Origin of the sequence: Sphingomicrobium astaxanthinifaciens (assembly GCF_022865105.1) — a bacterium.
Lineage (GTDB): Bacteria > Pseudomonadota > Alphaproteobacteria > Sphingomonadales > Sphingomonadaceae > Sphingomicrobium > Sphingomicrobium astaxanthinifaciens.
In genome coordinates, this window is record NZ_JAKNYM010000002.1 from 952,980 (window position 1) to 976,959 (window position 23,980).

The 23,980-nt window shown below is 66.9% G+C and carries 25 protein-coding genes and 1 other RNA gene; 11 read left to right on the forward strand and 15 right to left on the reverse strand.

Going from position 1 to position 23,980, the window contains the following annotated elements; translation table 11 throughout:
- Positions 1–82: 82 nt before the first annotated feature.
- From L8951_RS08660 to L8951_RS08685, 6 genes are all read right to left on the reverse strand, one after another.
- Entirely contained in the window at positions 83–616 is a 534-nt protein-coding gene (locus L8951_RS08660; RefSeq protein ID WP_244382605.1) for a DUF1697 domain-containing protein, read from the reverse strand.
- Positions 579–1,502 (reverse strand): DUF4238 domain-containing protein, encoded by a 924-nt coding sequence (locus tag L8951_RS08665; RefSeq protein ID WP_244382606.1) that lies wholly within the window; start codon positions 1,500–1,502, stop codon positions 579–581. The genes L8951_RS08660 and L8951_RS08665 overlap by 38 nt, the downstream gene beginning before the upstream one ends.
- A 318-nt stretch (positions 1,503–1,820) precedes the next feature.
- The gene (locus L8951_RS08670; protein WP_407696403.1) at positions 1,821–4,205 is read right to left on the reverse strand and encodes an ATP-dependent helicase; all 2,385 of its coding nucleotides are present in this window, start codon (positions 4,203–4,205) and stop codon (positions 1,821–1,823) included.
- Between the two features lie 937 nt (positions 4,206–5,142).
- Positions 5,143–5,619, reverse strand: a complete 477-nt coding sequence (locus L8951_RS08675; protein WP_244382608.1) for a hypothetical protein — start codon at positions 5,617–5,619, stop codon at positions 5,143–5,145.
- Positions 5,620–5,771: 152 nt separating this feature from the next.
- On the reverse strand, positions 5,772–6,512 hold the full coding sequence (locus tag L8951_RS08680; RefSeq protein ID WP_244382609.1) for a LytR/AlgR family response regulator transcription factor: 741 nt from the start codon (positions 6,510–6,512) through the stop codon (positions 5,772–5,774).
- Positions 6,499–7,725: a sensor histidine kinase gene (locus L8951_RS08685; RefSeq protein ID WP_244382610.1), complete on the reverse strand. Its 1,227-nt coding sequence runs from the start codon at positions 7,723–7,725 to the stop codon at positions 6,499–6,501. The genes L8951_RS08680 and L8951_RS08685 overlap by 14 nt, the downstream gene beginning before the upstream one ends.
- A 158-nt stretch (positions 7,726–7,883) precedes the next feature.
- Here L8951_RS08685 and L8951_RS08690 point away from each other — a divergent pair, with 158 nt between their 5' ends.
- Together L8951_RS08690 and L8951_RS08695 are read left to right on the forward strand one after the other, a co-directional pair.
- Positions 7,884–8,072: a hypothetical protein gene (locus tag L8951_RS08690; RefSeq protein ID WP_244382611.1), complete on the forward strand. Its 189-nt coding sequence runs from the start codon at positions 7,884–7,886 to the stop codon at positions 8,070–8,072.
- Positions 8,073–8,297: 225 nt separating this feature from the next.
- A complete protein-coding gene (locus tag L8951_RS08695) occupies positions 8,298–8,849 on the forward strand; it encodes a hypothetical protein (protein WP_244382612.1) in 552 nt (183 codons plus the stop codon).
- A gap of 10 nt (positions 8,850–8,859) precedes the next feature.
- Here L8951_RS08695 and L8951_RS08700 read toward each other — a convergent pair whose 3' ends face one another.
- Genes L8951_RS08700 through L8951_RS08710 form a run of 3 tightly spaced genes read right to left on the reverse strand, consistent with a single transcriptional unit; the run spans position 8,860 to position 11,092 of the window.
- Positions 8,860–9,336, reverse strand: coding sequence for a 5' nucleotidase, NT5C type (locus L8951_RS08700; RefSeq protein ID WP_244382613.1), 477 nt, complete (start codon positions 9,334–9,336; stop codon positions 8,860–8,862).
- Positions 9,333–9,704: a hypothetical protein gene (locus L8951_RS08705; protein WP_244382614.1), complete on the reverse strand. Its 372-nt coding sequence runs from the start codon at positions 9,702–9,704 to the stop codon at positions 9,333–9,335. The genes L8951_RS08700 and L8951_RS08705 overlap by 4 nt, the downstream gene beginning before the upstream one ends.
- Complete coding sequence (locus L8951_RS08710; RefSeq protein ID WP_244382615.1) at positions 9,704–11,092, reverse strand: glutamate ligase domain-containing protein; 1,389 nt, start codon at positions 11,090–11,092, stop codon at positions 9,704–9,706. The genes L8951_RS08705 and L8951_RS08710 overlap by 1 nt, the downstream gene beginning before the upstream one ends.
- Positions 11,093–11,138: 46 nt before the next feature.
- Here L8951_RS08710 and L8951_RS08715 point away from each other — a divergent pair, with 46 nt between their 5' ends.
- Both L8951_RS08715 and L8951_RS08720 read left to right on the forward strand, forming a co-directional pair.
- Positions 11,139–11,948 carry an LD-carboxypeptidase gene (locus L8951_RS08715; protein WP_244382616.1) on the forward strand — a complete coding sequence of 270 codons (810 nt, stop codon included), beginning with the start codon at positions 11,139–11,141 and terminating at the stop codon, positions 11,946–11,948.
- Between the two features lie 87 nt (positions 11,949–12,035).
- The gene (locus tag L8951_RS08720) at positions 12,036–12,311 is read left to right on the forward strand and encodes an SWIB/MDM2 domain-containing protein (RefSeq protein WP_244382617.1); all 276 of its coding nucleotides are present in this window, start codon (positions 12,036–12,038) and stop codon (positions 12,309–12,311) included.
- A 207-nt stretch (positions 12,312–12,518) separates the two neighbouring features.
- Here the strand turns inward: L8951_RS08720 and L8951_RS08725 are convergent, their stop codons facing one another.
- From L8951_RS08725 to L8951_RS08740, 4 genes are all read right to left on the reverse strand, one after another.
- Positions 12,519–13,268 carry an NUDIX domain-containing protein gene (locus L8951_RS08725; protein WP_244382619.1) on the reverse strand — a complete coding sequence of 250 codons (750 nt, stop codon included), beginning with the start codon at positions 13,266–13,268 and terminating at the stop codon, positions 12,519–12,521.
- 95 nt (positions 13,269–13,363) lie between these two features.
- Entirely contained in the window at positions 13,364–13,630 is a 267-nt protein-coding gene (locus L8951_RS08730) for a hypothetical protein (protein ID WP_244382621.1), read from the reverse strand.
- 24 nt (positions 13,631–13,654) lie between these two features.
- On the reverse strand, positions 13,655–13,903 hold the full coding sequence (locus L8951_RS08735; protein ID WP_244382622.1) for a hypothetical protein: 249 nt from the start codon (positions 13,901–13,903) through the stop codon (positions 13,655–13,657).
- A gap of 189 nt (positions 13,904–14,092) precedes the next feature.
- A complete protein-coding gene (locus L8951_RS08740; RefSeq protein ID WP_244382623.1) occupies positions 14,093–14,374 on the reverse strand; it encodes a hypothetical protein in 282 nt (93 codons plus the stop codon).
- Between the two features lie 120 nt (positions 14,375–14,494).
- Here L8951_RS08740 and ssrA point away from each other — a divergent pair.
- Positions 14,495–14,845, forward strand: a transfer-messenger RNA (tmRNA) gene (gene ssrA / locus L8951_RS08745).
- Positions 14,846–15,091: 246 nt separating this feature from the next.
- Positions 15,092–17,137, forward strand: coding sequence for an amidohydrolase family protein (locus L8951_RS08750; RefSeq protein ID WP_244382624.1), 2,046 nt, complete (start codon positions 15,092–15,094; stop codon positions 17,135–17,137).
- A gap of 66 nt (positions 17,138–17,203) precedes the next feature.
- Here L8951_RS08750 and mscL read toward each other — a convergent pair whose 3' ends face one another.
- Positions 17,204–17,656: a large conductance mechanosensitive channel protein MscL gene (mscL, locus tag L8951_RS08755; protein WP_244382626.1), complete on the reverse strand. Its 453-nt coding sequence runs from the start codon at positions 17,654–17,656 to the stop codon at positions 17,204–17,206.
- A gap of 154 nt (positions 17,657–17,810) precedes the next feature.
- Here mscL and L8951_RS08760 point away from each other — a divergent pair, with 154 nt between their 5' ends.
- The 5 genes from L8951_RS08760 (at position 17,811) to L8951_RS08780 (ending at position 22,769) form a co-directional block, all read left to right on the forward strand.
- Positions 17,811–18,404: a LemA family protein gene (locus L8951_RS08760; RefSeq protein WP_244382627.1), complete on the forward strand. Its 594-nt coding sequence runs from the start codon at positions 17,811–17,813 to the stop codon at positions 18,402–18,404.
- A 21-nt stretch (positions 18,405–18,425) separates the two neighbouring features.
- Positions 18,426–19,319 carry a TPM domain-containing protein gene (locus L8951_RS08765; protein WP_244382628.1) on the forward strand — a complete coding sequence of 298 codons (894 nt, stop codon included), beginning with the start codon at positions 18,426–18,428 and terminating at the stop codon, positions 19,317–19,319.
- A 3-nt stretch (positions 19,320–19,322) separates the two neighbouring features.
- Positions 19,323–19,994 carry a TPM domain-containing protein gene (locus L8951_RS08770; protein WP_244382629.1) on the forward strand — a complete coding sequence of 224 codons (672 nt, stop codon included), beginning with the start codon at positions 19,323–19,325 and terminating at the stop codon, positions 19,992–19,994.
- The gene (locus L8951_RS08775; protein WP_244382630.1) at positions 19,991–20,521 is read left to right on the forward strand and encodes an NUDIX hydrolase; all 531 of its coding nucleotides are present in this window, start codon (positions 19,991–19,993) and stop codon (positions 20,519–20,521) included. Before L8951_RS08770 ends, L8951_RS08775 begins: the two co-directional genes overlap by 4 nt.
- Positions 20,522–20,591: 70 nt before the next feature.
- Positions 20,592–22,769 (forward strand): M3 family metallopeptidase, encoded by a 2,178-nt coding sequence (locus L8951_RS08780; RefSeq protein WP_244382631.1) that lies wholly within the window; start codon positions 20,592–20,594, stop codon positions 22,767–22,769.
- A gap of 104 nt (positions 22,770–22,873) precedes the next feature.
- Here L8951_RS08780 and L8951_RS08785 read toward each other — a convergent pair whose 3' ends face one another.
- The gene (locus L8951_RS08785; protein ID WP_244382632.1) at positions 22,874–23,941 is read right to left on the reverse strand and encodes a phosphotransferase family protein; all 1,068 of its coding nucleotides are present in this window, start codon (positions 23,939–23,941) and stop codon (positions 22,874–22,876) included.
- Between the last annotated feature and the right edge of the window lie 39 nt (positions 23,942–23,980).

Below are 23,980 nucleotides of genomic sequence, written 5' to 3' on the forward strand. Positions count from 1 at the left end.
TCGCCCTCGGCTGCCCGGCAGCCCTGCTGGTCAACCGCGCACGGCGGCGCCGGTTCCTCCCCCGGTGCCCGCTCGTGCACGTTCAACTGCGCGCGAGCGCGGCGAGGCTGGCGACGGTGTTGAGGTTGCGCGCGGTGCCGCGGCCGAGGGCGGGGAGCTTCATGCGGCTGCGGCCCTGGCCCGTGGGGTAGTGCAGGTAGAGGTGGCGGGTGCCCAGTGCGATCTGCTCGTCGGTGATGTTGGTGGCGGCCGCGATGTCGGCCTGTGTGGGGGCCTCGTCGAGGAAGAGCGCCATGACCTTGTTGCCGGGGGCATCGGGCCACGGGTTGGCGGCGAGGAGGGCGTCCAACTCGTCAGCGGTGCGGACGAAGAGCGGGACGGGGGCGCCGACGTGGGCCTCGAGCGCAGGGCCGAGGCGGGCGCGGACCTGCGCCTCGCCGTCGTCGGTGTCGAGGAGGAGGTTGCCGCTGGCGATATAGGTGCGCGGGTCCGCATAGCCCGCCGCCGCCGCGAGCGCGCGCAGGGCATCCATCTTGAGCGGCGTGCCGGCGTTGATGGCACGGAGGAGGGTTACTTTTTCAGTTACTTCGCCTTCCTCTCGCTCGTCGTTCCTCATGCCGTTTCATTCGAAAAGCAAAATACTCTGGGCCGTCATTATTGATCTTTCGTCCTCCAAACTCGTCACTGTGAGAACGATAGGTAGGCCCGAATTTCGCGGCAAATTCGTCTTGAAAGCGTTCTAGAGTCTCAGACTCTCGCGCTTTTCTTCTCTCATTCTTAAACTCACGTTCCCAAGGCTTATGTCCATAAGGACCCCAAGCTTCAGACCGACCATTTTGGTAGCCGACATAAGTTTCGCCGCCCATGAAAAGGTTGCGTGGTTCGGGCATGAGGAGCCACTCCTTGCCGAAGCTGCTCCAATGCGTTGTTCCGAGACGCTTCTCGGGAAACAGCCAATCTCCTTCGGACGCCGCCACAAAACGATAGGCGCGGCTCTTCATGATGAAGTTTATCTTTAGAACTTCTTCTTCGGTGAGCAGGCGACCAGTTTGCACCTTCGTCGCGTTGAATAACGTGTCTCTCATCAAGACTTGGTTAGGATGCTGCCCCATCGGGTTTTGATAAGGGTTTCGTGCCCACGATAGGTTCGTGAGTATCAGCAGCTTATCTGATGTAAGCGGGACTAGTGTATGGGTCCCCGCAAATCGCAAGTCAGGATCGTTTGCCCCTCCATACTTTTTCGATCCCGGAAAGGCGCCCATATTGTACTGGGTCACGGGATGGTCCGTCAGAACAAATTTGGTGGGAGAGGCTTCGGCGCTCACAATTTCCCACACCGCATCACACCATATTGCGCAATGCATCTGGGAAAGTTTTTGCAAGACTATCAACAGGGTGGGCTTGCTTCTTGTATTTGTAAGTTTCGAAAGCTGATAAAGGCCCTTGGGAGTTCTTAGTTTTTGAATACTGACAAAGGTAAGGAATGACTGGAAGGAGTCCATCAATTCGCCAGTTATTTTATAATTTGTGAAATGCGGTAGCGCACGGCTTCCAAAGTCATCAACCTCGCCGAAAAAAAACTGCTCTATTTCAGTGTTGCGCTGATTTCATAGAGCGATGGTGTAGAGGTCATCCTCCGAGAAACACTTCTGGGTTCCCCACCTGAGAAGCCCCTTGCGTCTATATCGATGGCCATTGTTCTCAATCCACTCTGGGTTGAGGTCTAAATAATGAAAACGGTTCTGCGCATTCAGAAGAAAATTCTTCTGATACCATTGCGGTACATAGTGATTTTTTGAAAACGCCTCCCCACTCACTGATCACCCCTCCAAACTCACAAAGCTATCCAACACGCGCTTCCGCCCCGCCTTCTCGAACTCGATCTCGAGCTTGTTGCCTTCGATCGCTTCGATCTTGCCGTAGCCGAACTTGCCGTGAAAGACGCGCATGCCGAGCTGCAAGTCATCGCGGCCCTTGTTGCCGAGGCTGACCGCGCTGCCCTTGGCTTCGATGATGCGCTGTTCGCCTTTTTCGAAGCGGCTGCTGGCGCGTTTCCAACCGGGGCCTCTAGTGCTGGCGCGGTTGGAGCCGGCGGCGGCAAGGTGGGCGAAGGGGTCTTCGAGGGGCTGGAACTGGGCCTGCCAGAGCGAGGCGCCGCCCGACATGGTCTGGTCGCTCTCGACGTGTTCGGCGGGGAGTTCGTCGACGAAGCGGCTGGGGATGCTGCTCGTCCACTGGCCGTAGATGCGGCGGTTGGCGGCGTGGACGATCATCGCCTGTCGGCGCGCGCGGGTGATGGCGACATAGGCGAGGCGCCGTTCTTCCTCGAGGGAGGCATTGCCGCCTTCGTCGAGCGCGCGCTGCGAGGGGAAGAGGCCTTCTTCCCAGCCGGCGAGGAAGACCAGGGGGAATTCCAGGCCCTTGGCGGCGTGGATGGTCATGAGGGTGACGCGCTCGCCCGCCTTGTTGGCGTCATTGTCCATGACGAGGCTGACATGTTCGAGGAAGTCGGAGAGGGTTTCATATTCCTCCATCGCGCGGGCGAGTTCGGCGAGGTTGTCGAGGCGGCCCTGTGCCTCGGCCGATTTGTCGGCCTGGAGCATGGCGGTGTAGCCCGATTCCTCGATCACCTGCTGCATGAGCTCCGAGGGGGTGAGGGCCTTGGTGCCGCTTTCCATGAGCTGGCGGTTGTCGTCGCCGGTGGTGGGGGTGGCTGACGTGCCGGCCATCAGCGTCCGCCAGCGGGCGAAGTCGCCGACGAAGCGGCTGAGCGAATTGCGGGCGCGGGGGGTGAGTTCGTCGGTGTCGAGGATTTGCGCGGCGGCCATCAAGAGGGGGAGGCCCTGCGCCCTTGCATATTGGTGGATGGTGGCGACCGCCTTGTCGCCAAGGCCGCGCTTGGGGGTGTTGATGATGCGGTCGAAGGCGAGGTCGTCCTGCGGGGAGGCCAAGAGGCGCAGGTAGGCGATGGCGTCGCGGATCTCGGCGCGCTCGTAGAAGCGAAAACCCCCGATGATCTGGTAATCCATGCCGATGGCGATGAAGCGCTCTTCGAACTCGCGGGTCTGGTGCTGGGCGCGCACGAGGATGGCGCAGTCATCGAGGCTGCCGCCCTTGGAGACGTGGTTCTCAATCTCCTCGGCGATGCGGCGGGCTTCCTCGGGGCCGTCCCAGACGCCGAGGACCTTGACCTTCTCGCCCATGCCCGCGTCGGTCCACAGTTCCTTGCCGAGGCGGCCGCTGTTGTGCGCGATCACCCCGCTGGCGGCGGCGAGGATGTGGCCGGTGCTGCGGTAATTCTGTTCGAGGCGAACGATCTTGGCGCCGGGGAAGTCGCGCTCGAAGCGCAGGATGTTGGAGACGTCGGCACCGCGCCACGAGTAGATCGACTGGTCGTCGTCGCCGACGCAGGCGATGTTGTTTTCGGGGGAGGCGAGGAGCCTCAGCCACTCATACTGGCTGGCGTTGGTATCCTGATATTCGTCGACCATGAGATACTTGAAGCGGTCGCGCCATTGCTCGAGGACGTCCGCATGGCTCTTGAAGATGGTGAGCATGTGGAGGAGCAGGTCGCCGAAGTCGCAGGCGTTCACGGCCTTCAGCCGCTCCTGATATTGGGCGTAGAGGTCGGCGCCCTTGCCGTCGGCATAGGCCTGTGCGTCGGCGGCATCGACTTGGGACGCGGTGAGGCCCTTGTTCTTCCACTGGTCGATCAGGCCTGCGAGCGCGCGGGGCGGCCAGCGCTTGGGGTCGATCTGCGCGGCCTCGACGAGCTGCTTCAACAGGCGCAGCTGGTCGTCGGTGTCGATGATCGTGAAGTTGGGCTGGAGGCCGACGAGTTCGGCGTGGCGGCGGAGCATGCGCGCGCATACGGAGTGGAAGGTGCCGAGCCAGGGCATGTTGTCGACCGCGCCGCCGGTGATCTTCGCCACACGCTCCTTCATCTCGCGCGCCGCCTTGTTGGTGAAGGTGACGGCGAGGATCTGGCTCGGCCAGGCTCTACGGGTGGCGATAAGATGGGCGAGGCGGGCAGTCAGCGTGGCGGTCTTGCCCGTGCCCGCGCCCGCGAGGATGAGGACGGGGCCGTCGAGGGTGGTCGCGGCCTCGAGCTGCGCAGGGTTGAGGTGCGCGAGATAGGCGGGCGTTTCGGCGGGCAGGGGAGGCGAAGATTCGGTCACGGGTGACAGGTAGGGCGGGGAGAACATTCAGGCAACCCGGTCGATAGACGCGGAGTCGACGGGGCGACTCGGGGGCGCGGTGAACGAGCGGTTTTCGAGTCGCGGGCGCTATTCGCGCTTGCGAATCGGCTGGTCGGGGGCTAGAGGCGCGGCTGAACTGGGGTCGTGCCCGCAAATTTTGCCTACTTATGCGCGATATCCCCGTTATCCACAGGCCGAAACACCTTTTAACCGGTTGGAAATCCGGCCGAATCGCGACATATTGAAATTGTGATCGGGACGAACCGCCCGGGCCCCTCGGGGCAAGGAAACGGAAGTCCCGATCTCCGCCGGCAGGCGAGGGCACGCAAGCCTGGGAGGAGCGCTGAAGGATCTTCGGATCCGGCAAGCGTGTCGAGACCCGGAAACTTACTGGCCAGACCAGCCGGTCGGACGGCACCGGAAGAACCGGGGTGCCTAACGCAGCCGCGCTGCACCGTCCTTCGGGGCGGGGGAGCGAAGGGCGCGAAGGTCCCGGTCCAGGAAGGGCCGCGACGAGCCGCCGGGACGCGATCCGCTTGACGGATCGGTTGCGGAGGGAAGGGCACGGAGCCTGTCGTGAGTGAGAGCTCGCAACAGGCGAAGCGCTTCGACCCGAGGTGAAGCCCCTGCATGGGGGCAGGCCGGGCGGTAACGAGCGACGCCTGAGCGGGCGCGCAAGGATGGCGATGGGCGCCGCGGAAAGCCTTCGGGCGGAACGCGACGAACCCGGGCCAAGACCGGCAAGCCGGCTCGGTGCCAAGATGGGGGTCAGCAGCGATGCTGGCCCCCATTTCTTTGCCCAGACCCGCGGCACGCGCCGACCGGCACGAGGACACTCTTTCGAGGCACTGACCGAGCGCTCGCTCGTGGCGCTGCTCGAAGCGCGGCGCGCGGTGCTGGTGCGTGGGCTCGATCGGGCGGGGCGTGGCCGGCGTCGCGGCGGTCAGGCGGCGGCTTCGTCGGAGCGCTTTCTATTGGCCTGGGCGACGATGCGGCGGAACCGCTTGGCGTTGAGCGCGAACAGCTCGGTCGCTTCATCGATCATGAGCCGGACCTGCGCCGACAGATCGGCGGGCGACGCCGCCTCGGCGAGCCGGCCCGCGAGCTGGTCGTCGCACGCCGCGAGGCGCTCGAGCAGCGGTCCATGCTCGTCCCCTTCCGCTTCCAGCTCGGCCGGCAGCGAGAAGCAGGCGGTGGGGAGGCCCGGCGGTTCGGCGTCGGCGGGCGGCGCCTCGAGATCGGCGAGCTGGCGGCGGGTCCGCGCCGCCAGCATATCGCGCCGGGCGCAGCATTCCTCGAGGATCTTGACGATCTGCTTGTTGGACAGGCAGGCGCAGACGCGGCGGATGAGCACCGCGCTTCCTTCCGCTGCTTCGAGCAGCAGCCGAAGCAGTCGCGCATCGTCGGGTCGTCCGAGCATGAACCCTTTCCGAGCAAACGTCTTTGTGGCCGCGAAGGTGACAGGCTGATCCCCGCCGTCCGCGGCCCCTTAACGACCCGTCGCGAGGATGGTTTCATATTGGATCAATCGCCACGATCCACGTTGCTGCCGCAAATCAATCGTGGCGGCGATCAGCGGCCGGTCATCTCGCGCACGCGGTCGGCGTAGAGCCGTCCCACCGGCTGTTCGCGCCCGTCGGCGAGCTGGGCGACCCAGCGCCCCGAGGCATTGCGCGAGAAGCCCGTGACGAAGTCGCGGCGGACGATCGCCGAGCGGTGCAGGCGCACGAAGAGCGAAGGGTCGAGCCCCTTCTCGAGCGCGGTCATCGAATGGTGGATCAGCCAGCTGCGCTCGCCGACATGGAGCCGCATATAGTCGCGTTCCGCCGAGACGCGGTCGATGTCGGCGGCGGCGATGCGGACCAGCCCCGACAGGTCGGAGGCCCAGAATTCGGTCAGCCAGCGCGCGCCCTCGTCCTCGCGCGCGGCGGCAGGCTGGCGATTGGCCAGGACGATCCGGGCGCGCTCGATCGCCTCGTGCAGCCGCGCCCGCTCGACGGGTTTCACCAGATAGTCGACCGCCGCCACCTCGAACGCGGCCACCGCGAATCGATCGTAGGCGGTGACGAAGATCACCACCGGGCGCGGCTCGCTGGCGGCCAGCGTACGCGCGACCTCGATCCCGTCCTGTCCGGGCATCGAGATGTCGAGCAGGACGAGGTCGGGCTTGTGCGCCTGCGCCAGCGCGACGGCCTCGTCGCCGTCCTCGGCGATGCCGACGCGCTCGAGGTCCTCGATCGGGTCGAGCAGCGCGACGAGGCGGTCCGCGGCGAGCGGCTCGTCGTCGGCGATGAGGACCTTAAGCGCGCTCATCGGCGGCCTCCTTGATCACGGGAATGTCGAGCCCCACCCGGAACCCCCCTTCCACCGGGGTCGCCTGGCAGGTCGCGGCGGGGCCGAAATGGGCCAGCAGCCGTTCGCGCACGTTGGTCAGCCCGGTGCCGGTCCCGGTCGGCGCCGCGCGCTTGCCGGCCTTATCGGTGGGCACCGTGTTGAAGACGCTGAGCCGCGCGCGGTCGGGCCCGTACGCGCTGGCGGCGATGGCGACGGTGACCGGATCGCGGGTGCGACTGACACCATATTTGATCGCATTCTCGACCAGCGGCTGGAGGATGAGCGCGGGGATGCGCAGGTCGGCAAGCGCATCGGGCACGTCGATCGAGACGTCGAGCCGCTTGGGGAAGCGGCGCTGTTCGATCTCGAGATAGAGCCGCTGCAATTCGATCTCGCGCTCGAGCGTGATGCTCTCCGACGGGTCAAGCGAGAGCGAGGTGCGAAAGAAGGTCGACAGCGCGATGAGCATTTCCTCGGCCTGCTCGTTGCGCCCGGTCATCACCAGCGAGGACAGGCTGTTCAAGGTGTTGAAGAGGAAGTGCGGGTTGACCTGGTAGCGCAGCGCGCGGACGTGCGCGGCCTGCGTCGCGGCCTCGGCCTGCGCGAGGCGGCGCTGTGCCTGTTCGGCGCGGCCCGCGCTGTCCATCGCCAGATAGACCCCGCTCCACGCGAGAAAGAAGAAGAGCCAGACGACCGCCGCGTCGGCGGCGATCCGCACCCGGCCCATGCGGTCGAGCTCGTCGAGCCGGGGCAGGGTGAAGATCATCGGCGCCTCGCCCGAATGGCGCTGGATGCGGATCTCGTTGCCCTTTTGCACGATGACCGCGCCCTCGCGTGCCTCGATGCGATATTCCTCGCCCGCGTCCTTGCGATCGGCGGCGGTGGAGATGACGAACATCGCCTGCGCGATCGCGGCGAGCGCGGAGGCGCCGAGCGCGACTGCGGCGCGCCAGCGTATCGGCGCCTCGGGCCGCACCGCGCGCAACGTCAGGTAGATGCAAAGCGTCAACAGGATGCCGACGCCGATCGAAGGCATGCGATTGGCGAGCACCTCGGTAAAACTGCCGACCAGCGCGGCGCGGCCGATCACGGTCGCCAGATAGGTCGCCCAGAACAGGACGATCGACAGGAGCGCGATCCGCCAGTCGGCGAACAGCGAGCGCGAGGCGGTGGAGATCGGGGCGTGACGCATTGCGCCAAGTCTAGCCCCGCGCGGCGCCCCCCGCCAGCCTCCGGGGGGCGGTTCATCGAAGCGCGGGGGCGCTATGCAGAAGCGCCGTGCGAGGGAACGGGCGCGCGCGCTGGGCCGTTGGTCGAGCGATCGAGGACTTCCCAAGGAAAGAGACGCTGATGACCCAGGCCAAGGACGAACCGAGCAAGGAACTCGAGGAACAACTGCGTCGGCACCCCGACGATGCGCAGCTCAAGGTCGACGTCGGTTCGGATGAATCAATGGATGCGTCGGACCCGATTTCGGTGACGCGCTGCGGTGACGACGAGCCGCATCCCAACTCCAATGCCCCACGGGACAAGCAATAGCCCCGCTTTCCGCAGCGTCGGCACGCTAGCGCAACCAAGACACGCCCGCGTTGCCAATTTGTCGCAGCGCATCGAAAACCCCGGATAACCGGTCACCGCCCCTTGTCGGGCGGTGATTTTCTTGTCTCTTTTGTCACGAGGGAGCGGCCCGCGAGGGTTTGGTTAAGTCGTTTTTAAGGCTGGCCTTTCTATACTCGCAGGCAGTGGCAAAAGGAGTAGAGCGAGATGGTTGCGAAGAAGGGCGGGGGCCCGGTGAACGGGGAAAAGCTGATCGGCGAGATGAAGGAGTTCGCCTCGTTCGACAAGGCGACGCAACGCTACATTCGCCGCTCGCTCGACACCGCCTTCGGTCGCAAGGACCCGATCGCTACCTGGGCGCGCGACGACGAAGAGGCCGCCGCGATCAATGCGCAGAAGCGCTTCTATGCGCAGCTTGCGCACCTGCGCGCCGACATCCCTGACGACAGCGGGCTGGATATGCTCGAGCCCTTCCTGGGGCTTCTGATCACGCTGTCGGCATTCGACCTGGCGCAGGGGCGGATCGACAGTTTCCCGGCCTATCGTTTCCTCTACGAGCGGCTGCTCGGCGCGCATGTGCGCCCGTGGCTCCCGGCCGCCTTCTGCGCTGCCGCGGCGCTGCCGCATCTCCACCCCGACCGTCGCCGCACGCTGCTGCAGTCGATCAGCGAAGGCGCGGCCACCGCGGCGGGTTGGTCCAACCGCGAGCCCGTGTTCTGGCCCGAATGGGTCGAGAAGGTCGACACCGAGGCGGCCTGACCCGCGCTCGCTAGAGCGGGTAGATCCGGCCCAGCTGCTCGAGGCTCTGCGCGGGGCTGCGGTGGAGGATGAAGCGCCCCGCTGCCTTCTCCTCCCACGCGGCGCGCTGCTTTTCGCGATCGTCGACGAGGACGTCGCCGGGCGCGGCATATTTCCACTTGTCGCGCGCCATGCAGGTGATGATCGGCACCCCGGGGAGCCAGCGCGCCGCCCACGCGCGTTTCTGCGGCTCGGCCCAGCGCCCGAGCGGCAGCCCGGTGAGGATGGTGGGCGAAAGGTGGGCGAGCGCCTCGACCATCTCGAGCGCGCCGGGCAGCGGCTCGAGATTGGCGTAGAAATCGTCGGCGCGTGCGAGCGTCTTCCAGAAGCCGCCGACCCCGACCTTCTCCTGAAAAGCCTGCGGATCGAGCCCGGTCAGCGCCTTCACCCCGCCATCGAAGTCGGCGAGCACGCCATCGCAGTCGAGGAACAGCGCGGGGCGGGTCATGCGACATATCCCGGGTCGGCGTGGAAGGGGATCGGGTCGACCTCGCTCCAGCCATGCTCGGCGATCAGCGCATTGCTGTCGCGCGGCACCCGGTCGGTGGCGGGATCGAGGCTCCAGGTGAGGTGATAATGATGGCCGTCGGGGCGACGCGGCTGGCCGTCGACAAGCACGACCAGCGCCTCGATTCCGGTGCCCGCATCGCTATGCCCGATCACCGCGAAGCTGGCGGGGCCGGGGACGGGCGCGTCCTGGCGGTGCCCCCACAGGGTGACGTGGTGCGCGATCACCCGCTCGTAGCGTGGCGGGAAGTAGGCGAGCAGCTGCGCGCGGTCGGACGCGCCGAGGATCCATCCGACGGGGCGCCCCATCAGCGACGGCTCTCGCCGATCGCCTCCAGCAGGTCGCGCGCATAGGCGATCAGGCTGTCGTCGCGCGCGCCCATGACGAGGACGAGGTCGCCGGGGCGGGCATCGGCGGCGATCTCGGCGGCGATCTCGTCGCGCTCGGGGATGTGGATCGCATGCGCGCCCGCCTGGCGGACCGCATGCGCCAGCCAGTCCGAACCGCGCGACCTGTCGACGGTGCCGCCCTGGTAGACGGGGTCGGGAAGGAACAGTCGGTTATCCTCGCCCAGCTGTTCGGCGAAGACGGCGGCGAGTTCCGCGCCCATCTGGCGCAAGGGGCCGTAGCCGTGCGGCTGGAAGACCACGAGGAGCCGGCGCCCGCGCGCGCGCATCGTCTCGAGCGTGGCCCCGATCTTGTCGGGATTGTGCCCGAAATCGTCGTAGACGGTGATGCCGTGATGTTCGCCGACGCGCTCGAGCCGGCGCTTGAGGCCGGCGAAGCGCGCCAGCGCGGCGGCGCCGTCGGCCAGCTCGACCCCGGCCGCATGCGTCGCCGCCAGCGCGGCTAGCGCGTTCATCGCATTGTGGCGCCCGGGCATCGGCAGGTGGACCGGGTAGACCTCGCCCGCATGCGCGAGGGTGAAGCGCACTTCCTCGTCATGGCATTCGAGATCGTGGCCGCGGTAGGCGGGGGCGTGGGCGGGATCGAAGCCGAAGCCGCGCGCGTGCGCGGGGGCGAGCGCGCGCGCTTCCTCGTCGTCGGCGTTGTAGAGCGCGTGGGTGCCGGCCTTCATGAAATCGCCGAACAGGTCGCGCAATTCGTCCATCGACTTGTGATCGAGGCTGATGTTGTTCACCAGCGCCACCGTCGGGCGATAGAGCGCGATCGAGCCGTCGCTCTCGTCGACCTCGGCGACGAACAGGTCGGGGTCGCCCACCAGCGCCGAGGCGAAGGGGGCGTGGGGGCCGGCGAAATTCTTCATCACCGCACCGTTCATGACCGTGGGCGAGCGCGCGGCCTCGTGCAGGATCCAGCCCGCCATCCCGGTCACGGTCGACTTGCCCGAGGTGCCGCCGATGGCGATCGAGGTGGCCGCGGCGTTGAGCAGTTCGGCGAGCAGTTCGGGGCGCGCCTTGCGCTCGAGCCCGAGTTCGCGCGCCCGCACCACGTCGGGCACCTCGTCCTCGACCGCCGCCGAGGCGACGAGCACATGACCGGGGGCCAGCCCCGACCCGTCCTGGTCGTGCAGGGCGATGCCGAGGCTGCGCAGGTAATCGAACTTGGCGGCCATCCGGCCCGCATCGAGGCTGCGATCGGACCCCGCCACGGCGGCGCCGCGCGCCTTCATGATGGCAGCGAGCGGGAGCATGCCCGACCCGCCGATGCCGCAGAAGAAATAGCCATTGTCCATGGCTCCTGCCCTATGCGATGCCGGGGGCGTGAGCAATGGAGGACGCATGCGGATCGGGGTGGTTGCGCCGAGTTGCCCGGTGAGCGAGGCGGTTGTCGAACAGGCGCGCGCGCGGGCCGAGGCGGCGGGGGCCGAACTGGTCGTGCATCCGCAGGTTTTCGCCAGCGAGGGGCATTTCGCGGGCTCGGACGCGGTGCGCTGCGAGGCGCTGCTCGAGATGCTCGGCGACGAGCGCATCGACTGGATCTGGTGCGCGCGCGGAGGCTATGGCTCCAACCGGATCGCCGCCGAAGTCGCCGACCGGCTGCCCGCGCGCGCGCTGGGCAAGAAGGTGATGGGCTATTCGGACGCGGGGTTCCTCCTGTCGGCGCTACACAAGGCGGGGCTCGAGGTGGCGCACGGGCCGATACCCGCCGATGCCGCGCGCGAGGGCGGCGAGGCGGCGCTCGACCGGGCGCTCGCGTGGATGGTGCGCGGCGATACAACCGCGCTCGAACCGGATCTGGCGGCGGACCGGCCGAGCTATGCCTTCAACCTCGAGGTGCTGGTGTCGATGCTCGGCACGCCGATCGCGCCCGACCTTGGCGGCGCCGAACTGCTGATCGAGGAGGTCGCCGAATATCAATATGCAAGCGACCGCGCGCTGTTCGCGCTGACCCGGCAGCCGGTCCGCCCGGCGAGCCTGCGGATGGGGCGTTTCTGCGCGGTCCCCGAAAATGACCGCCCCTTCGGCGAGGCGGCCGAGGCGATGGTGCGGCGTTGGTGCGAGGACAGCGGGATCGCCTACCGCGGCCGCGCTGCGATCGGCCATGACGCCGACAATCGCATCGTCCCGTTCGGCACGCGCGAACGCTGAACCCCAAAAAGCGCGATTTCCCCTCTTGCGCCCTTCGGTCAAGGCGGCTCTACTCGCCTCCTTACTTAACAGGAGGGCCAATTTATCATGGCAGACAATAAGAGCGGGACGGGGCGCAAGGCAGGGGGCGGTCTCGCCCGTCCGGTAACCCCTTCGCCCGCACTGGCCGCAGTGGTCGGTCCGACCCCGCTTCCGCGTAGCGAAGTCGTCTCGAAGATGTGGGCCTATATCAAGTCCAACAATCTCCAGAATCCCCAGAATAAGCGGGAAATCATGGCCGACGACAAGCTGCGTCCGATTTTCGGCCAGGACAAGGTGACGATGTTCGAGATGAACAAGCACCTGTCCAAGCACCTCTCCTAGGAGCGGGCGCCGCGCGTCCGCGGGACGCGCATGGCAGACGAGGGGGTCGCGCCGAGCTTCGGGCTCGCGCGGCCCCTTTTTCGTGACGAATCGGTGCCCGTACGGGGGGCGGGGCGGCGATGAACCGCCCGGCGCCGCGCCGAACCGGCGTGGCATTGCGGTGACAGTGCCCCCGCCGCCGCCGGTGCGCGGCGCCCCGCTGGCGGGTCAGTGCTGGCCGCGAAAGGCGGTGGCGAGCGGCGAGGACGTGACCGGATAGCCGCGGCCCTCGGGGATCTTGAGGACCTTCACGCCCCCCTCCTCCTCGACCCACGGGACGATCGTCTCGACGGGGTGCGCGGCGGCATCGGCGAAGACCGCGTCGATGGTGGACGCCTGGGCGAGCCGTTCGAGGTTGCGCAGGGTGGGGAAGATGGCGTGCGCGCGCCCGGCGGCGATCTCCTCGAGCATGGCGGCCGGCGCGATCCAGCGCGAGGCGGCGACCTCGCTGTGCTGGTGGACCAGCGCGGGCAGGCCGGCGGGGGCGCGGGCGATCAGGAACCAGGTATCGAAGCGGCGCTTGAGGTTGAGGTTGGGGGCCCAGCGGGCAAAGCGCGAGCAGGCCTCGGGCGCAAGGCTGAGCCCGTGTTCGGCCAGCAGCCCGAGCAGCGGCTCGCCCGCCAGCAGCCCGGCCTGCAGCGCGGCGAGCGTCGCGGGGCGGGGCAGGGGCTCGAGCCCGACCGCGATCCCGACCTCCTCGATCAGTTCGCGGATCGCCGCCACGGTGTCCGCGGGCGCGTCCGGGTGCGCCGCGTCGGCGGGGTCGATGCGCCCGCCGGGCCAGACCCATGCCCCCGCGGCAAAGGCCATGTGCGCGGTTCGCTGCACCATCAGCGTCTCGGGGGCGCCATCGGCCCCCTCGCGCAGGAGAATGATGGTGGCCGCCGGAATGGCGGGGGGCAGGTCGGGATCGGTCATGGCGGCTACCTTGCCCCGGGTCGAGGCAGGAAAAAAGGCCGGAAGCACGAGGCTCCCGGCCTTGTCGTTGACGGCGTTGCCGGGACCGGCAGGGGTCAGAGCCCGACCACGTCCTCGGTCTCGGCCTCGGTGCCGACGACATCGCTGGTGTCGATTTCGTCGACCGCGGGCGCGGCGGGTTCGCTCGCCACCTCGTCCTCGACGACCACCGGTTCCTCGATCACCTCGTCGAGGCTGGCGGCGTCGGCGTCATAGCTGTCGTCGATCAGCGTCTCGTCGACCGTTTCCTCGTCGGCCTCGCTCGCGCAGGCACTAAGCGAGAGGGCGGTGGCGCCGATCAGCGCGACGGTGAACTTGTGCATCGCTCGCATCTTGTCGCGCCGACCCTAGAGGTCGCCCTCCGCCTGTTCCTCGGCGACTTCGCCTTCCTGCTCGAGCTGCTCGGCCTGCTGTTCGAGCGCCTCGGCCTCGGCTTCCATGCCGGCGTCCTCGGCGGCATCGGCCCGGTCCTCGACCGATTTGACTTGGTCCTCGTAGCTTTCCGCCACGGCGTCGCCGGCGTCATCTTCGGCCGGATTGCAGGCGGCCAGGGCCAGCGCGGCGGTACCGGTCAGAGCAAAGACAATATTCCGCATGAGTGTGATTCCCTTGATGGAGATCGGTTGGTGGACATCGATGGCGCGATACCTGCCTTGTCGACAGCGCATCGCGGACCCCGATCAACGGGATCCGCGCCAATTGGTTCCGCCCCCTCGGGCGAAAATCAATCGCCCGCCTCGACGACGCGGTGCGTCCCCGAGACGGGCGGTTGGAAGGGCCGAGTCTTACTCGACTTCGTCGAGCTCGGACGCGATTTCGCGCGCGTCCTCGACATCGCCCTCGGCGAGTTCTTCATTGGCCTCGGCGACGATGTTCGACTTTTCCGCCGCCGCTTCGAGCTCTTCTTCCATCGCTTCGGTGGACGCGTCGTCAGCGGCTTCCTCGAGCATTTCGGTGCGCTCTTCGCCGGCTTCGGCGACCGCGTCACCCGCAGCGTCTTCGGCCGGGTTGCACGCGGCAAGACCCAGAGCAGCGACACCGGTCAGAGCAAAAGCAAATTTCTTCATCGACGTATTCCCCTAGAATATGATCGTTCGGCGATGCCTGCCGTTGCGACAGCACATCTACTGAACCGCATCAACGACGGTTCGCCAGCAATGGTTCCGCCCCTAGAACGGGTTTGTCAATCTCTTGTCTCGGGGGGGCTCACGGCCTATCTAGGAGGAGCCGGGCAACCGGCTATGTCGGTAGAGTATCGGATGGAATAGGCGTTTCGGACCCGGGGGGCAGTACCCCGGCGCCTCCACCAAGAGCCCCGAAGGTGCAATTCGCCGGGGCTCCTGACGGGGGCGAAATAGGATCGACGAGCGCAATAAAGATCCGGTTGCCGATCGGTAGGAGACCACCGCAAAGGCTCGTTCACACAAGTGCTAACGATAACGAAGCACTCGCTATTGCTGCGTAACCCCACGGCTAACGCCTAAGGTTACAATGAAATAAGCGCGGTCGGACCCCACCGGGCAACAGAAGGGGATTCCAGCGGCCGGAGGGTGCCGGGCAACAGAAACCCTCCACCTTTTCTCGCTGCGCATCATTCTCGGCAGCCCGACACACCAACGACGCGGGTGCCGGGCAACACGAACCCTCCACCTTTGCTCGTCCCTTCCATCGAAATGAGCGGCCCGTTGGTCGGCTTGTCGACGGCCTGCATTGCGCTTTCGCGCCGGTGGGCGCATCGTTGCGCGCATCAAACGACGTCGACGGAAAACCCAGGGGACGGATCCATGACACGCCTTGCCTTGCTCACCACCGCCTTGTTCGCGTCCACCGCCGCCATCGCGCAGCCGACCCCGGTCGAGGAGCTGATGGTGCCGCCCGAGAATGCCGAGAAGTGGGTGTTCCTGTCCGAGGCCGGGGTGCATGGCGAGCAGTATCGCTGGCAGCTCGACAATGGCTGCATGGCCTATCGCGACAGCACCAACCTGCGCGGCTGGACCGGCGAGACCGACGAGACCGTCTGCTATGGCGAGGATGGGCTGCCCGAGACGATCACCATCCGCGGCAAGTCGCCCTTCGGCGTTGCCGACGAGACCTATGTCGTCGAGGACGGGGTGGCGCGCTGGAAGACCGAGACCGAGGAGGGAGAGGCGCCCTATGACGGCGACTTCTACTGGGCGGCCAATGGCCTGACGCTGGCATTCAACGACGCCATCGGCGCCATCCGCGCGAGCGAGGGCGAGCTCAAGCTGCTGCCCTCGGGGGTGGCGCGGCTGGAGCCGACGGGGCGAACGCTCGAGGTCACCTCGTCGCAGGGCGAGACCGAGACCATCTCGCTGCATTACCTGTCGGGGGTGGGCACGCAGCCCTATCCGATCTGGCTCGATGACGACGACAGTTTCTTCGGCTTTTTCTCCACGCTCGGGCTGCTGCCCGAGGGCTATGAGGGGATCATCCCGCAGCTCAAGGCGGTGCAGGCGCAGGCCGGGCTCGAGGCCACCGCCGCACTGTCGGCCAAATATATGAACGAGCAGGCGCGGGCCCCCGTGTTGTTCGACAACGTCAAGCTGTTCGACGCCGAGGCGCGGACCTTCCGCAAGGCGCAGGCGGTGCTGGTCGAGGACGGGGAGATCACGGCGATCGCGCCGGCGGGCTCGATCGCCGCCGAGGCGGGGATGCGGGTGGTCGATGGCACCGGCAAGACGCTGCTCCCCGGCCTGTGGGATGCGCATGCGCACTTCGGGCAGGACGATTGGAAGCTGCTCCAGAACATCGCCAGCGGCATCACCAGCTACCGTAGCCCGGGCGCGGAAATGGAATATGTCGTCGACAAGCGCGAGCGCGCCCAAGCGGGCACGCTGCTCGCCCCCGACATCTATGCCAGCGCCATCGTCGACAAGCAGCATCCGCTCGCGGCGCAGGGCGCGATGACGGTGAGCAGCGAGGCCGAAGCCATCGCCGCGGTGCGCGAGATCGCCGAGGCGGGGCTCTACGGGGTGAAATTCTACACCTCGATGAACCCCGATTGGATCGCGCCCGCGGCCGCGGTGGCGCATGAGCTCGGGCTCCACGTCTCGGGGCACGTGCCCGCGACGATGCGCCCGATCGAGGCGGTGCGCGCGGGTTATGACGAGATCACCCACCTCAATTTCGCGCTGATGCAGTTCCTGCCGCAGGAGGTGGTGGACGCCTCGAATACCAACCAGCGGCTCGAAGGACCGATCACCTATGCCAAGGACGTCGACCTCGACAGCGCCGAGGTGGACGCCTTCATCGCCGAACTGGCACAGCGCGGCACGGTGGTCGACCCGACCATCACCATCTTCGAGGACATGATCGTGCCGCCGCGCGACGGCACGCTGCCCAAGTCGGCGAAAGCCTGGGAGGGGCTGTGGCCCGCGACGATGGAGCGCGGCATGAAGACGGGGGGCTACAAGTTGCTCGATGGCCTCACCTATGACGATTACCAGGCCAGCTACGACGTGATGGTCGGGCTGATCGGCAAGCTGCACGAGGGCGGGGTGACGCTGGTCGCGGGCACCGACGGGCAGGGCTACGAGCTGTTCCGCGAGATCGAGATCTACGAGGAGGCAGGGCTGAGCCGCGCCGATGCGCTGGCGACCGCAACCATCCTGCCCGCGCAGACGGCGGGGGTGGCTGACCGGTCGGGCTCGATCGAGGTGGGCAAGGAAGGCGACCTCATCCTCGTCGACGGCGATGTCGAGGCCGAACTGGGGGCGCTGCGGCGGGTCGAGACGGTGGTGCTCAACGGCACCGTGATCGATGCGCGCAAGATGCGCCGCGACGTCGGCATCGGCGGCGATCCGAAGTAGGGGAAAGGGGCGGCGCCTCGCGGTGCCGCCCCTTGTCTTGCGATCGCGAAACAGGCGTCCGGCGGCTCAGGCCACCGGGCGCTTTTTCAGTTCGTCGCGAATGTCCTGGAGCAGCTCGACCTCGGTCGGGCCCTTGGGGGCCGCGGGCGCGGCCTCTTCCTCGCGCTCGATCGCCTCGATCACCTTCTTCACCCAGCGCACGAGGAGGAAGATGATGAAGCCGAGGATGAGGAAATTGAGCACGGTCGTCAGGAACGCGCCCCAGCCGAGCACCGCGGCGCCCGCTTCCTTGAGCTCGCTGTAATTGGTGAGCGAGCCCTCATACCCCTCGGGCACGGGGCCGAGCAGGGTGAAATAGTTGGAGAAGTCGAGCCCGCCGAAGACGACGCCGACCAGCGGCATGATGATGTCGTCGGTCAGCGCCTTGGTGATGAGCGCAAAGGCGCCGCCGATGATGACCGCCACGGCAAGGTCGATCACATTGCCCTTGGCGATGAACTTCTTGAAGTCAGCGAACATGGTTCCCCCCTTTGCGGGGCCGGGCGGCGCGGGACGCCGCCCTTCCCCCTGTTGTTACGGCCGCGAGCATATGCCATCGCGGCGCCATTGAAAGAGCTTTCCGACCGTCCTACCTAGCTAAGACACGAGTTTTTTCCACAAGGGGACCATCGTCATGACCATGCGCCGTACCGGCCTTTTCACCGTGCTTGTCGCCGCCAGCCTCGCAGGCTGCGGGATCAACAGCGTTCCGACCGCCGAGGAGGAGGTGAACGCCGCCTGGGGCAATGTCGAGGCCGAGTATCAGCGTCGCAACGACCTCATCGGCAACCTCGTCGAGAGCGTGAAGGCGGCCGCGGGCTCGGAGGAGGACATCCTCACTCAGATCACCGAGGCGCGCGCCTCGGCCACCTCGACCAACCTGTCGACCGACCAGCTCGACAATCCCGAAGCGGTGCGTGCCTATGCGCAGGCGCAGGGACAGCTCGCCAATGCCCGCAGCCTGCTCGGCACGGTGATCATGGAGCGCTATCCCGAGCTGGCCTCGCAGCAGCGCTTCGCCGACCTCATGGTCCAGCTCGAGGGGACCGAGAATTCGATCCTCGTGGCGCGCCGCGACTATAACGACGCCGTGCGCAACTATAACACCACGATCCGCACCTTCCCCGACGCGATCGGCGCCAAGATCATCCATGGTGCCGAACCCAAGGTGCCCTTCGAGGCGGCGGCGGGTGCCGATGAAGCGGTCGAAGTGGACTTCGGCGCGTAACGCGAAATGCGACCCGAGAACATGCGAGACGACGGGGGCAGGGCGAAGCGGCTGGCGCAGCTTGCCCTGGCCTTCGTCGCGCTGCTGGCGCTCATCGGCGGGCTGCTCCTGAGTTCGACGGCCAAGGCGCAGGATTTTCCCGCGCCGCCGCAGGACAGCTGGATCCTCGATGAGGGCGAATTCCTCAGCGCCGAGGAAGAGCTCGCGCTCAACCAGAAGTTGCAGGCGCGTTTCGAGGAAACGGGGCGCCCGCTCTACATCACCACCTTCCAGAACCTGCAAGGCTATCCGATCGAGGATTTCGGCTATCGGCTAGGGCGCGAATGGGGGGTGGGCGATGCCGAGGAAGATGACGGCACGCTGCTGATCATCGCCCGCGAGGAACGCGAGATGCGGATCGAGACGGGCTATGGCGCGCGCGTCTACCTGCCCGACGTGCTGGCGGGGCGGATCATCCGCAACACGCTGACGCCCGCCTTCAAGCAGGGCGCCTTTGCCGCGGGCATCGACGCCGGGGTGGACGAGATCCTCGCCAGCTTCGAACTCAGCCCCGAGGAGGCGGCGGCGCGGGCCGAGCAAGCGGCCGCCGAGCAGGAACGGTCGGCGCAGGGCAGCGGCGGGTTCGGGGGCATGCTCCTGTTCATGATCTTCCTCTTCATGTTCCTGTCGATCGGACGCCGCGGCGCGGGCATGCGCTATCGCGGCAAGGGGAAACGGCGCCGGCGGCGCGGCGGCTTCGATGCGGGTGACGCGGCGGTGCTCCTGTGGGGCATCGATGCGCTCACGCGCGGCGGTCGCGGTGGCGGCGGCGGCATCTTCGGTGGCGGCGGCGGTTTCGGCGGCGGTGGCGGTGGCTTCGGCGGCGGCCTCGGCGGCGGCGGTTTCGGGGGCGGCGGCGCCTCCGGGGGGTGGTAGGACATGCATGAACTGACGGCGGACGATCACGCCCGCGTCTCGGCGGCGATCGCCAAGGCGGAAGAGGCCTCCGATGGCGAGATCGTTGCGGTGGCGACCGACCTGTCGGACCAATATCACGACGCGGCGTGGCAATGGGCCGCGCTGCTGACCTTCCTGCAGATGGGGATCTGGGCGTTCCAGCCCATGTGGCTGGAGGAGGCGTATCACCTCTTCTTCGGCGGCTGGGGCGAGGTGCCGCTGGCGCAGCTGCTGACCGTGCTGCTGCTGTTCTCGCTGGCGACGTTCCTGATTGTCTGGGGGGCGCTTCGCTACATGCCGCTGCGGCTCAAGCTGGTGCCGCCCGCGACCAAGACGCGGCGGGTGCGGCGGCGCGCAATCGACATCTACAAGGCGGGTGCCGAGAAGCGCACCATCGGGCGCACGGGCATTCTCATCTACCTGTCGATGGGCGAGCACCGCGCCGAGATCATCCATGACGATGCGATCACGCAGGCGGTCGAGGGCGATGCCTGGGCCGAGGCGATGATCGCGCTGCTGGGGCCGGTCCGCGAAGGGCGGGTGGCCGAGGGCATCTGCGCCGCGATCCACGAGATCGGGCTGGTGCTGGCCGAGCATTTCCCCAAGTCGTCCGACGACACCAACGAAATTCCCGACAAGCTGATCGAACTGTGAGCGCCGCCTCGGACGGGGACGGCCCCGAGATCAAATATCAGGGCGACTTCATCGTCGCGGTGAAGGACGGGCGCTGGGAATATGTCAGGCGCGCGCGGGGGATCCGCGCGGTGGTGATCGAGGCGATCGTCGAGGAGGATCACCTCCTGCTGGTCGAGCAGTACCGCATCCCCATCGGGCGCCACTGCCTCGAACTGCCCGCCGGGCTGATCGGCGACGATGATGGCGGCGAGGAGGATACGGTCGAGGACGCCGCGATCCGCGAACTCGAGGAAGAGACGGGCTGGCGCGCCGGGCGGATCGAGGAGGTCGGCGAGTTCTACAGTTCGCCCGGCATGGTGTCCGAGAGCTTCACCGCGGTGCGCGCGCATGATTGCGTGAAGGTCGGCGAGGGCGGCGGCACCGACAGCGAGGACATCACCGTTCACAAGGTGCGCCTGTCGGACATGCCGGCCTTCGTCGCGACCAAGCGCGCGCAAGGCTGCGCCATCGACGTGAGGGTGATGGCCTACCTCCTCCGTTCGTAGAAGCGTTGCTTGTGGGTTCAGGCGCGCCGTGCAACACACGGCGCCGATGAACCTCACCCAAGGATATTTCATGACCAAGAAAATGCTGCTCGCGGGTGCCGCGAGCCTGACGCTGGCTGCCTGCGGAACGGTCGGCCAGGACGACGCCATCGAAACCGCCGCCGCCATCGCGAGCGCGGCTGCCGACATGGCCGAGGCCGAAGCCATCGCCTACGACAACCCGCTGCTCGAGAAATGGACCGGCCCCTATGACGGCGTGCCGCAGTGGCAGGAATATGAGGTCGGCCAGTTCGACGAAGCGCTCGAGGTGTCGCTCAACGAGGCGCTGGCCGAATATGAAGCGATCGCGGCCAACCCCGCCGCGCCGACCTTCGCCAACACCATCGACGCGATGGAACTGGCGGGCGAGCGCTTCGGCAACGTCTATTCGATCTTCGGGGTCTACACCTCGAACATCTCGACCCCCGAGGTGCGCGAGCTCGACGCCAAGTGGAGCCCCAAGATCTCGGAAGCCTTCGACAAGGTCACCCTCGACCCGCGCCTCTTCAACCGCGTGAAGGCGCTCTACGATGCGCGCGACACGCTCGGCCTCACCAGCCAGCAGATGCGCGTGCTCGAGCGCCAGTATGACAGCTATGTCCGCAACGGCGCGCTGCTCGACGAAGCGGGCAAGGCGCAGCTGTCGGCGTACAACAGCAAGCTCGCTGAGCTGTTCAGCCAGTTCAGCGCCAACGTGCTCGCCGACGAGAATGTCTACACGCAGGTGAGCGAGGCCGAGCTGGCGGGCGTTCCCGACGACATCAAGGGCGCCGCCAAGACCGCTGCCGAGGCGCAGGGGATGGACGGCTATGCGATCAAGAACACGCGCTCGATGGTCGACCCCGTGCTGAGCTTCGCCGAGGACCGCGACCTGCGCGAGAAGGTGTGGGAACGCTTCGTCAGTCGCGGCGACAATGGCGATGCCAACGATACCAAGGCGATCATCGCCGAGATCGTGAAGACCCGCGCCGAGCGCGCCCGGCTGCTCGGCTATGAGAGCCACGCCCACTGGCGGATGCAGGACACGATGGCGGGCACCCCGCAGCGCGCGATGGGCCTGATGATGAAGGTCTGGCCCGCCGCCGTCGCGCGGGTCGATGAAGAGGTCGCCGACATGATGGAATTCGCGAGCGCCGACGGCGTGAGCGAGATCGAGCCGTGGGACTATCTCTATTACCAGGAGAAGGTGCGCAAGGCGAAGTACGACCTCAGCCAGGAAGAGCTCAAGCCCTATTTCGAATTGAACAACATGGTCGAGGGCATGATCTGGTCGGCCGAGCAGCTCTACGGCATCACCATGACCGAGAATACCGGCGCGGTGCCGGTCTATCACCCCGACATCCGCACCTTCGAGGTGAACAACAGCCGCACCGGCGAGAATATCGGGCTGTTCTACTTCGACACCTATGCGCGCGACGGCAAGCGCTCGGGCGCGTGGATGAACACGCTGCGGCTCGGCACCAAGCTGACCGGCGACGAGGCCGGGTTGTTCACCAACAACAACAATTTCAACAAGCCCGCGCCGGGCGAACCCGTGCTGATCAGCCTCGATGACGCCTCGACGCTGTGGCACGAGTTCGGCCATGCCATCCACTACATGCTGGTCGACGTCGACTATCCGAGCCTTGCCGGGGCGCAGCGCGACTTCGTCGAATATCCCAGCCAGGTGAACGAGAACTGGCTGCTGAGCGAGCCGGTGCTCGAGCGCTTCGCGCGCCATTACGAGACGGGCGAAGTGATGCCGCAGGACCTGCGCGACAAGATCGCCGCGTCCTCGACCTTCAACGAGGGCTACGCGACCGTGCAGTATCTCTCGAGCGCGCTGGTCGACATGAAGCTGCACATGGACCCCGAGGGGATCGTCGACGTCGATGCCTTCGAGAAGGAGACGCTGGCGGCGCTGGACATGCCCGAGGAAACGGTGATGCGTCACCGCCTGCCGCACTTCAACCACCTCTTCTCCTCGGACGCCTATTCGGCGGGCTATTACAGCTACCTGTGGTCGGAAACGATGGACGCCGACACGTGGGAAGCCTTTGTCGAGACGGGCAATGTCTATGATCCCGTCGTAGCCAAGCGGTTCGAGCAGATCATCCTCGCGACCGGCAATGCCACCGACCGGATCGAGGCCTATCGCGCCTTCCGCGGGCGCGACCCCGACGTCGACGCGCTGCTGCGTCGCCGCGGCTTCCCGACCGACGCCGAATAAGCGTTGGTCGATCGCGACAGGAAAGAAGGCCCGGGCGGCGACGCCCGGGCCTTTTTCGTGGGTCGGCTCGATGCCCCTGCGTCGCCTCGACGCAGGCTGGGGGGTCAGAGCCTCGCGGCCCGCGCGTTGGCCCAGGCGAGCTCGGCCAGCGGTTCGAGCGCCTTGGCGGTCTCGACCGCATGCGCGCTCGAGGCATTGCCGCGCGCGACGCGGCCCTTGATGCCGTGGACGATCGCGGCGAGCCGGAACATGTTGTAGACGATCAGGTAATCGAGGTCGGCGACCCCATCGCGGCCGGTGCGCTCGCAATAGGCCGCGACATAGTCGGCCTCGGACGGGATGCCGAGCTCGGCGAGGTCGCGCCCGAGCAGCCCGGTGAAGCTGCCCGCCGACGGCATGCGGTACATCAGCAGGTGGTAGGCGAAGTCGGCGCCCGGATCGCCCAGCGTCGACAGCTCCCAGTCGAGGACGGCGCGAACCTCCGGCTTTTCCGCATCGAAGATCATGTTGTCGCAGCGAAAGTCGCCATGGATGACCCGTACGGGTTCGCGAGACCGGTCCGGCGCGTTGTCGCGGAGCCAGTCGACGAGCCTGTCCATCGCCTCGACGCGGCCTGCCTCGAGATCGTTGCGATACTGGTCGGACCAGCGCGCGACCTGCCGCGCGACGAACTCCTCGCCCTTGCCATAGTCGGCGAGCCCGATGGCGGCGGGGTCGAAGCCGTGGAGCTGGGCGATCGCGGCGTTCATCGCGTCGAAGTGCGCGGCGCGGTCGTCGGTATCGGGGAAATGCGCTTCCCAGACGATCCGGCCGGGGACCATGTCCATGACGAAGAAGGGGGTGCCGATGACGCTCGCGTCCTCCTCGAGGCCGTGCGTCCTCGGCGCGGGGAAGCCGGCCTTCGCCAGCGCGGTCATGACGCGATATTCGCGCTCGACCGCATGGGCGCCGGGGAGCAGGCGGCCCGGGGGCTTGCGGCGCAGGACATAGGCCGCGCGCGGAGTGGTGAGCTTGTAGGTGGGGTTGGACTGGCCGCCCTTGAACTGTTCGACGGTGAGCGGTCCTTCGAAGCCGTCGACGTGCCGCTGCAGCCAGCGCTCCAGCGCGGTCTCGTCGAAGGCGAGGCGGTCGGAGACGGGGCGGGTGCCGGTGTTGGCGTCGGTGCGGTCCATGCGCGCGAGGCTAGCTGAACTTGCACCCCATCCCAAGCG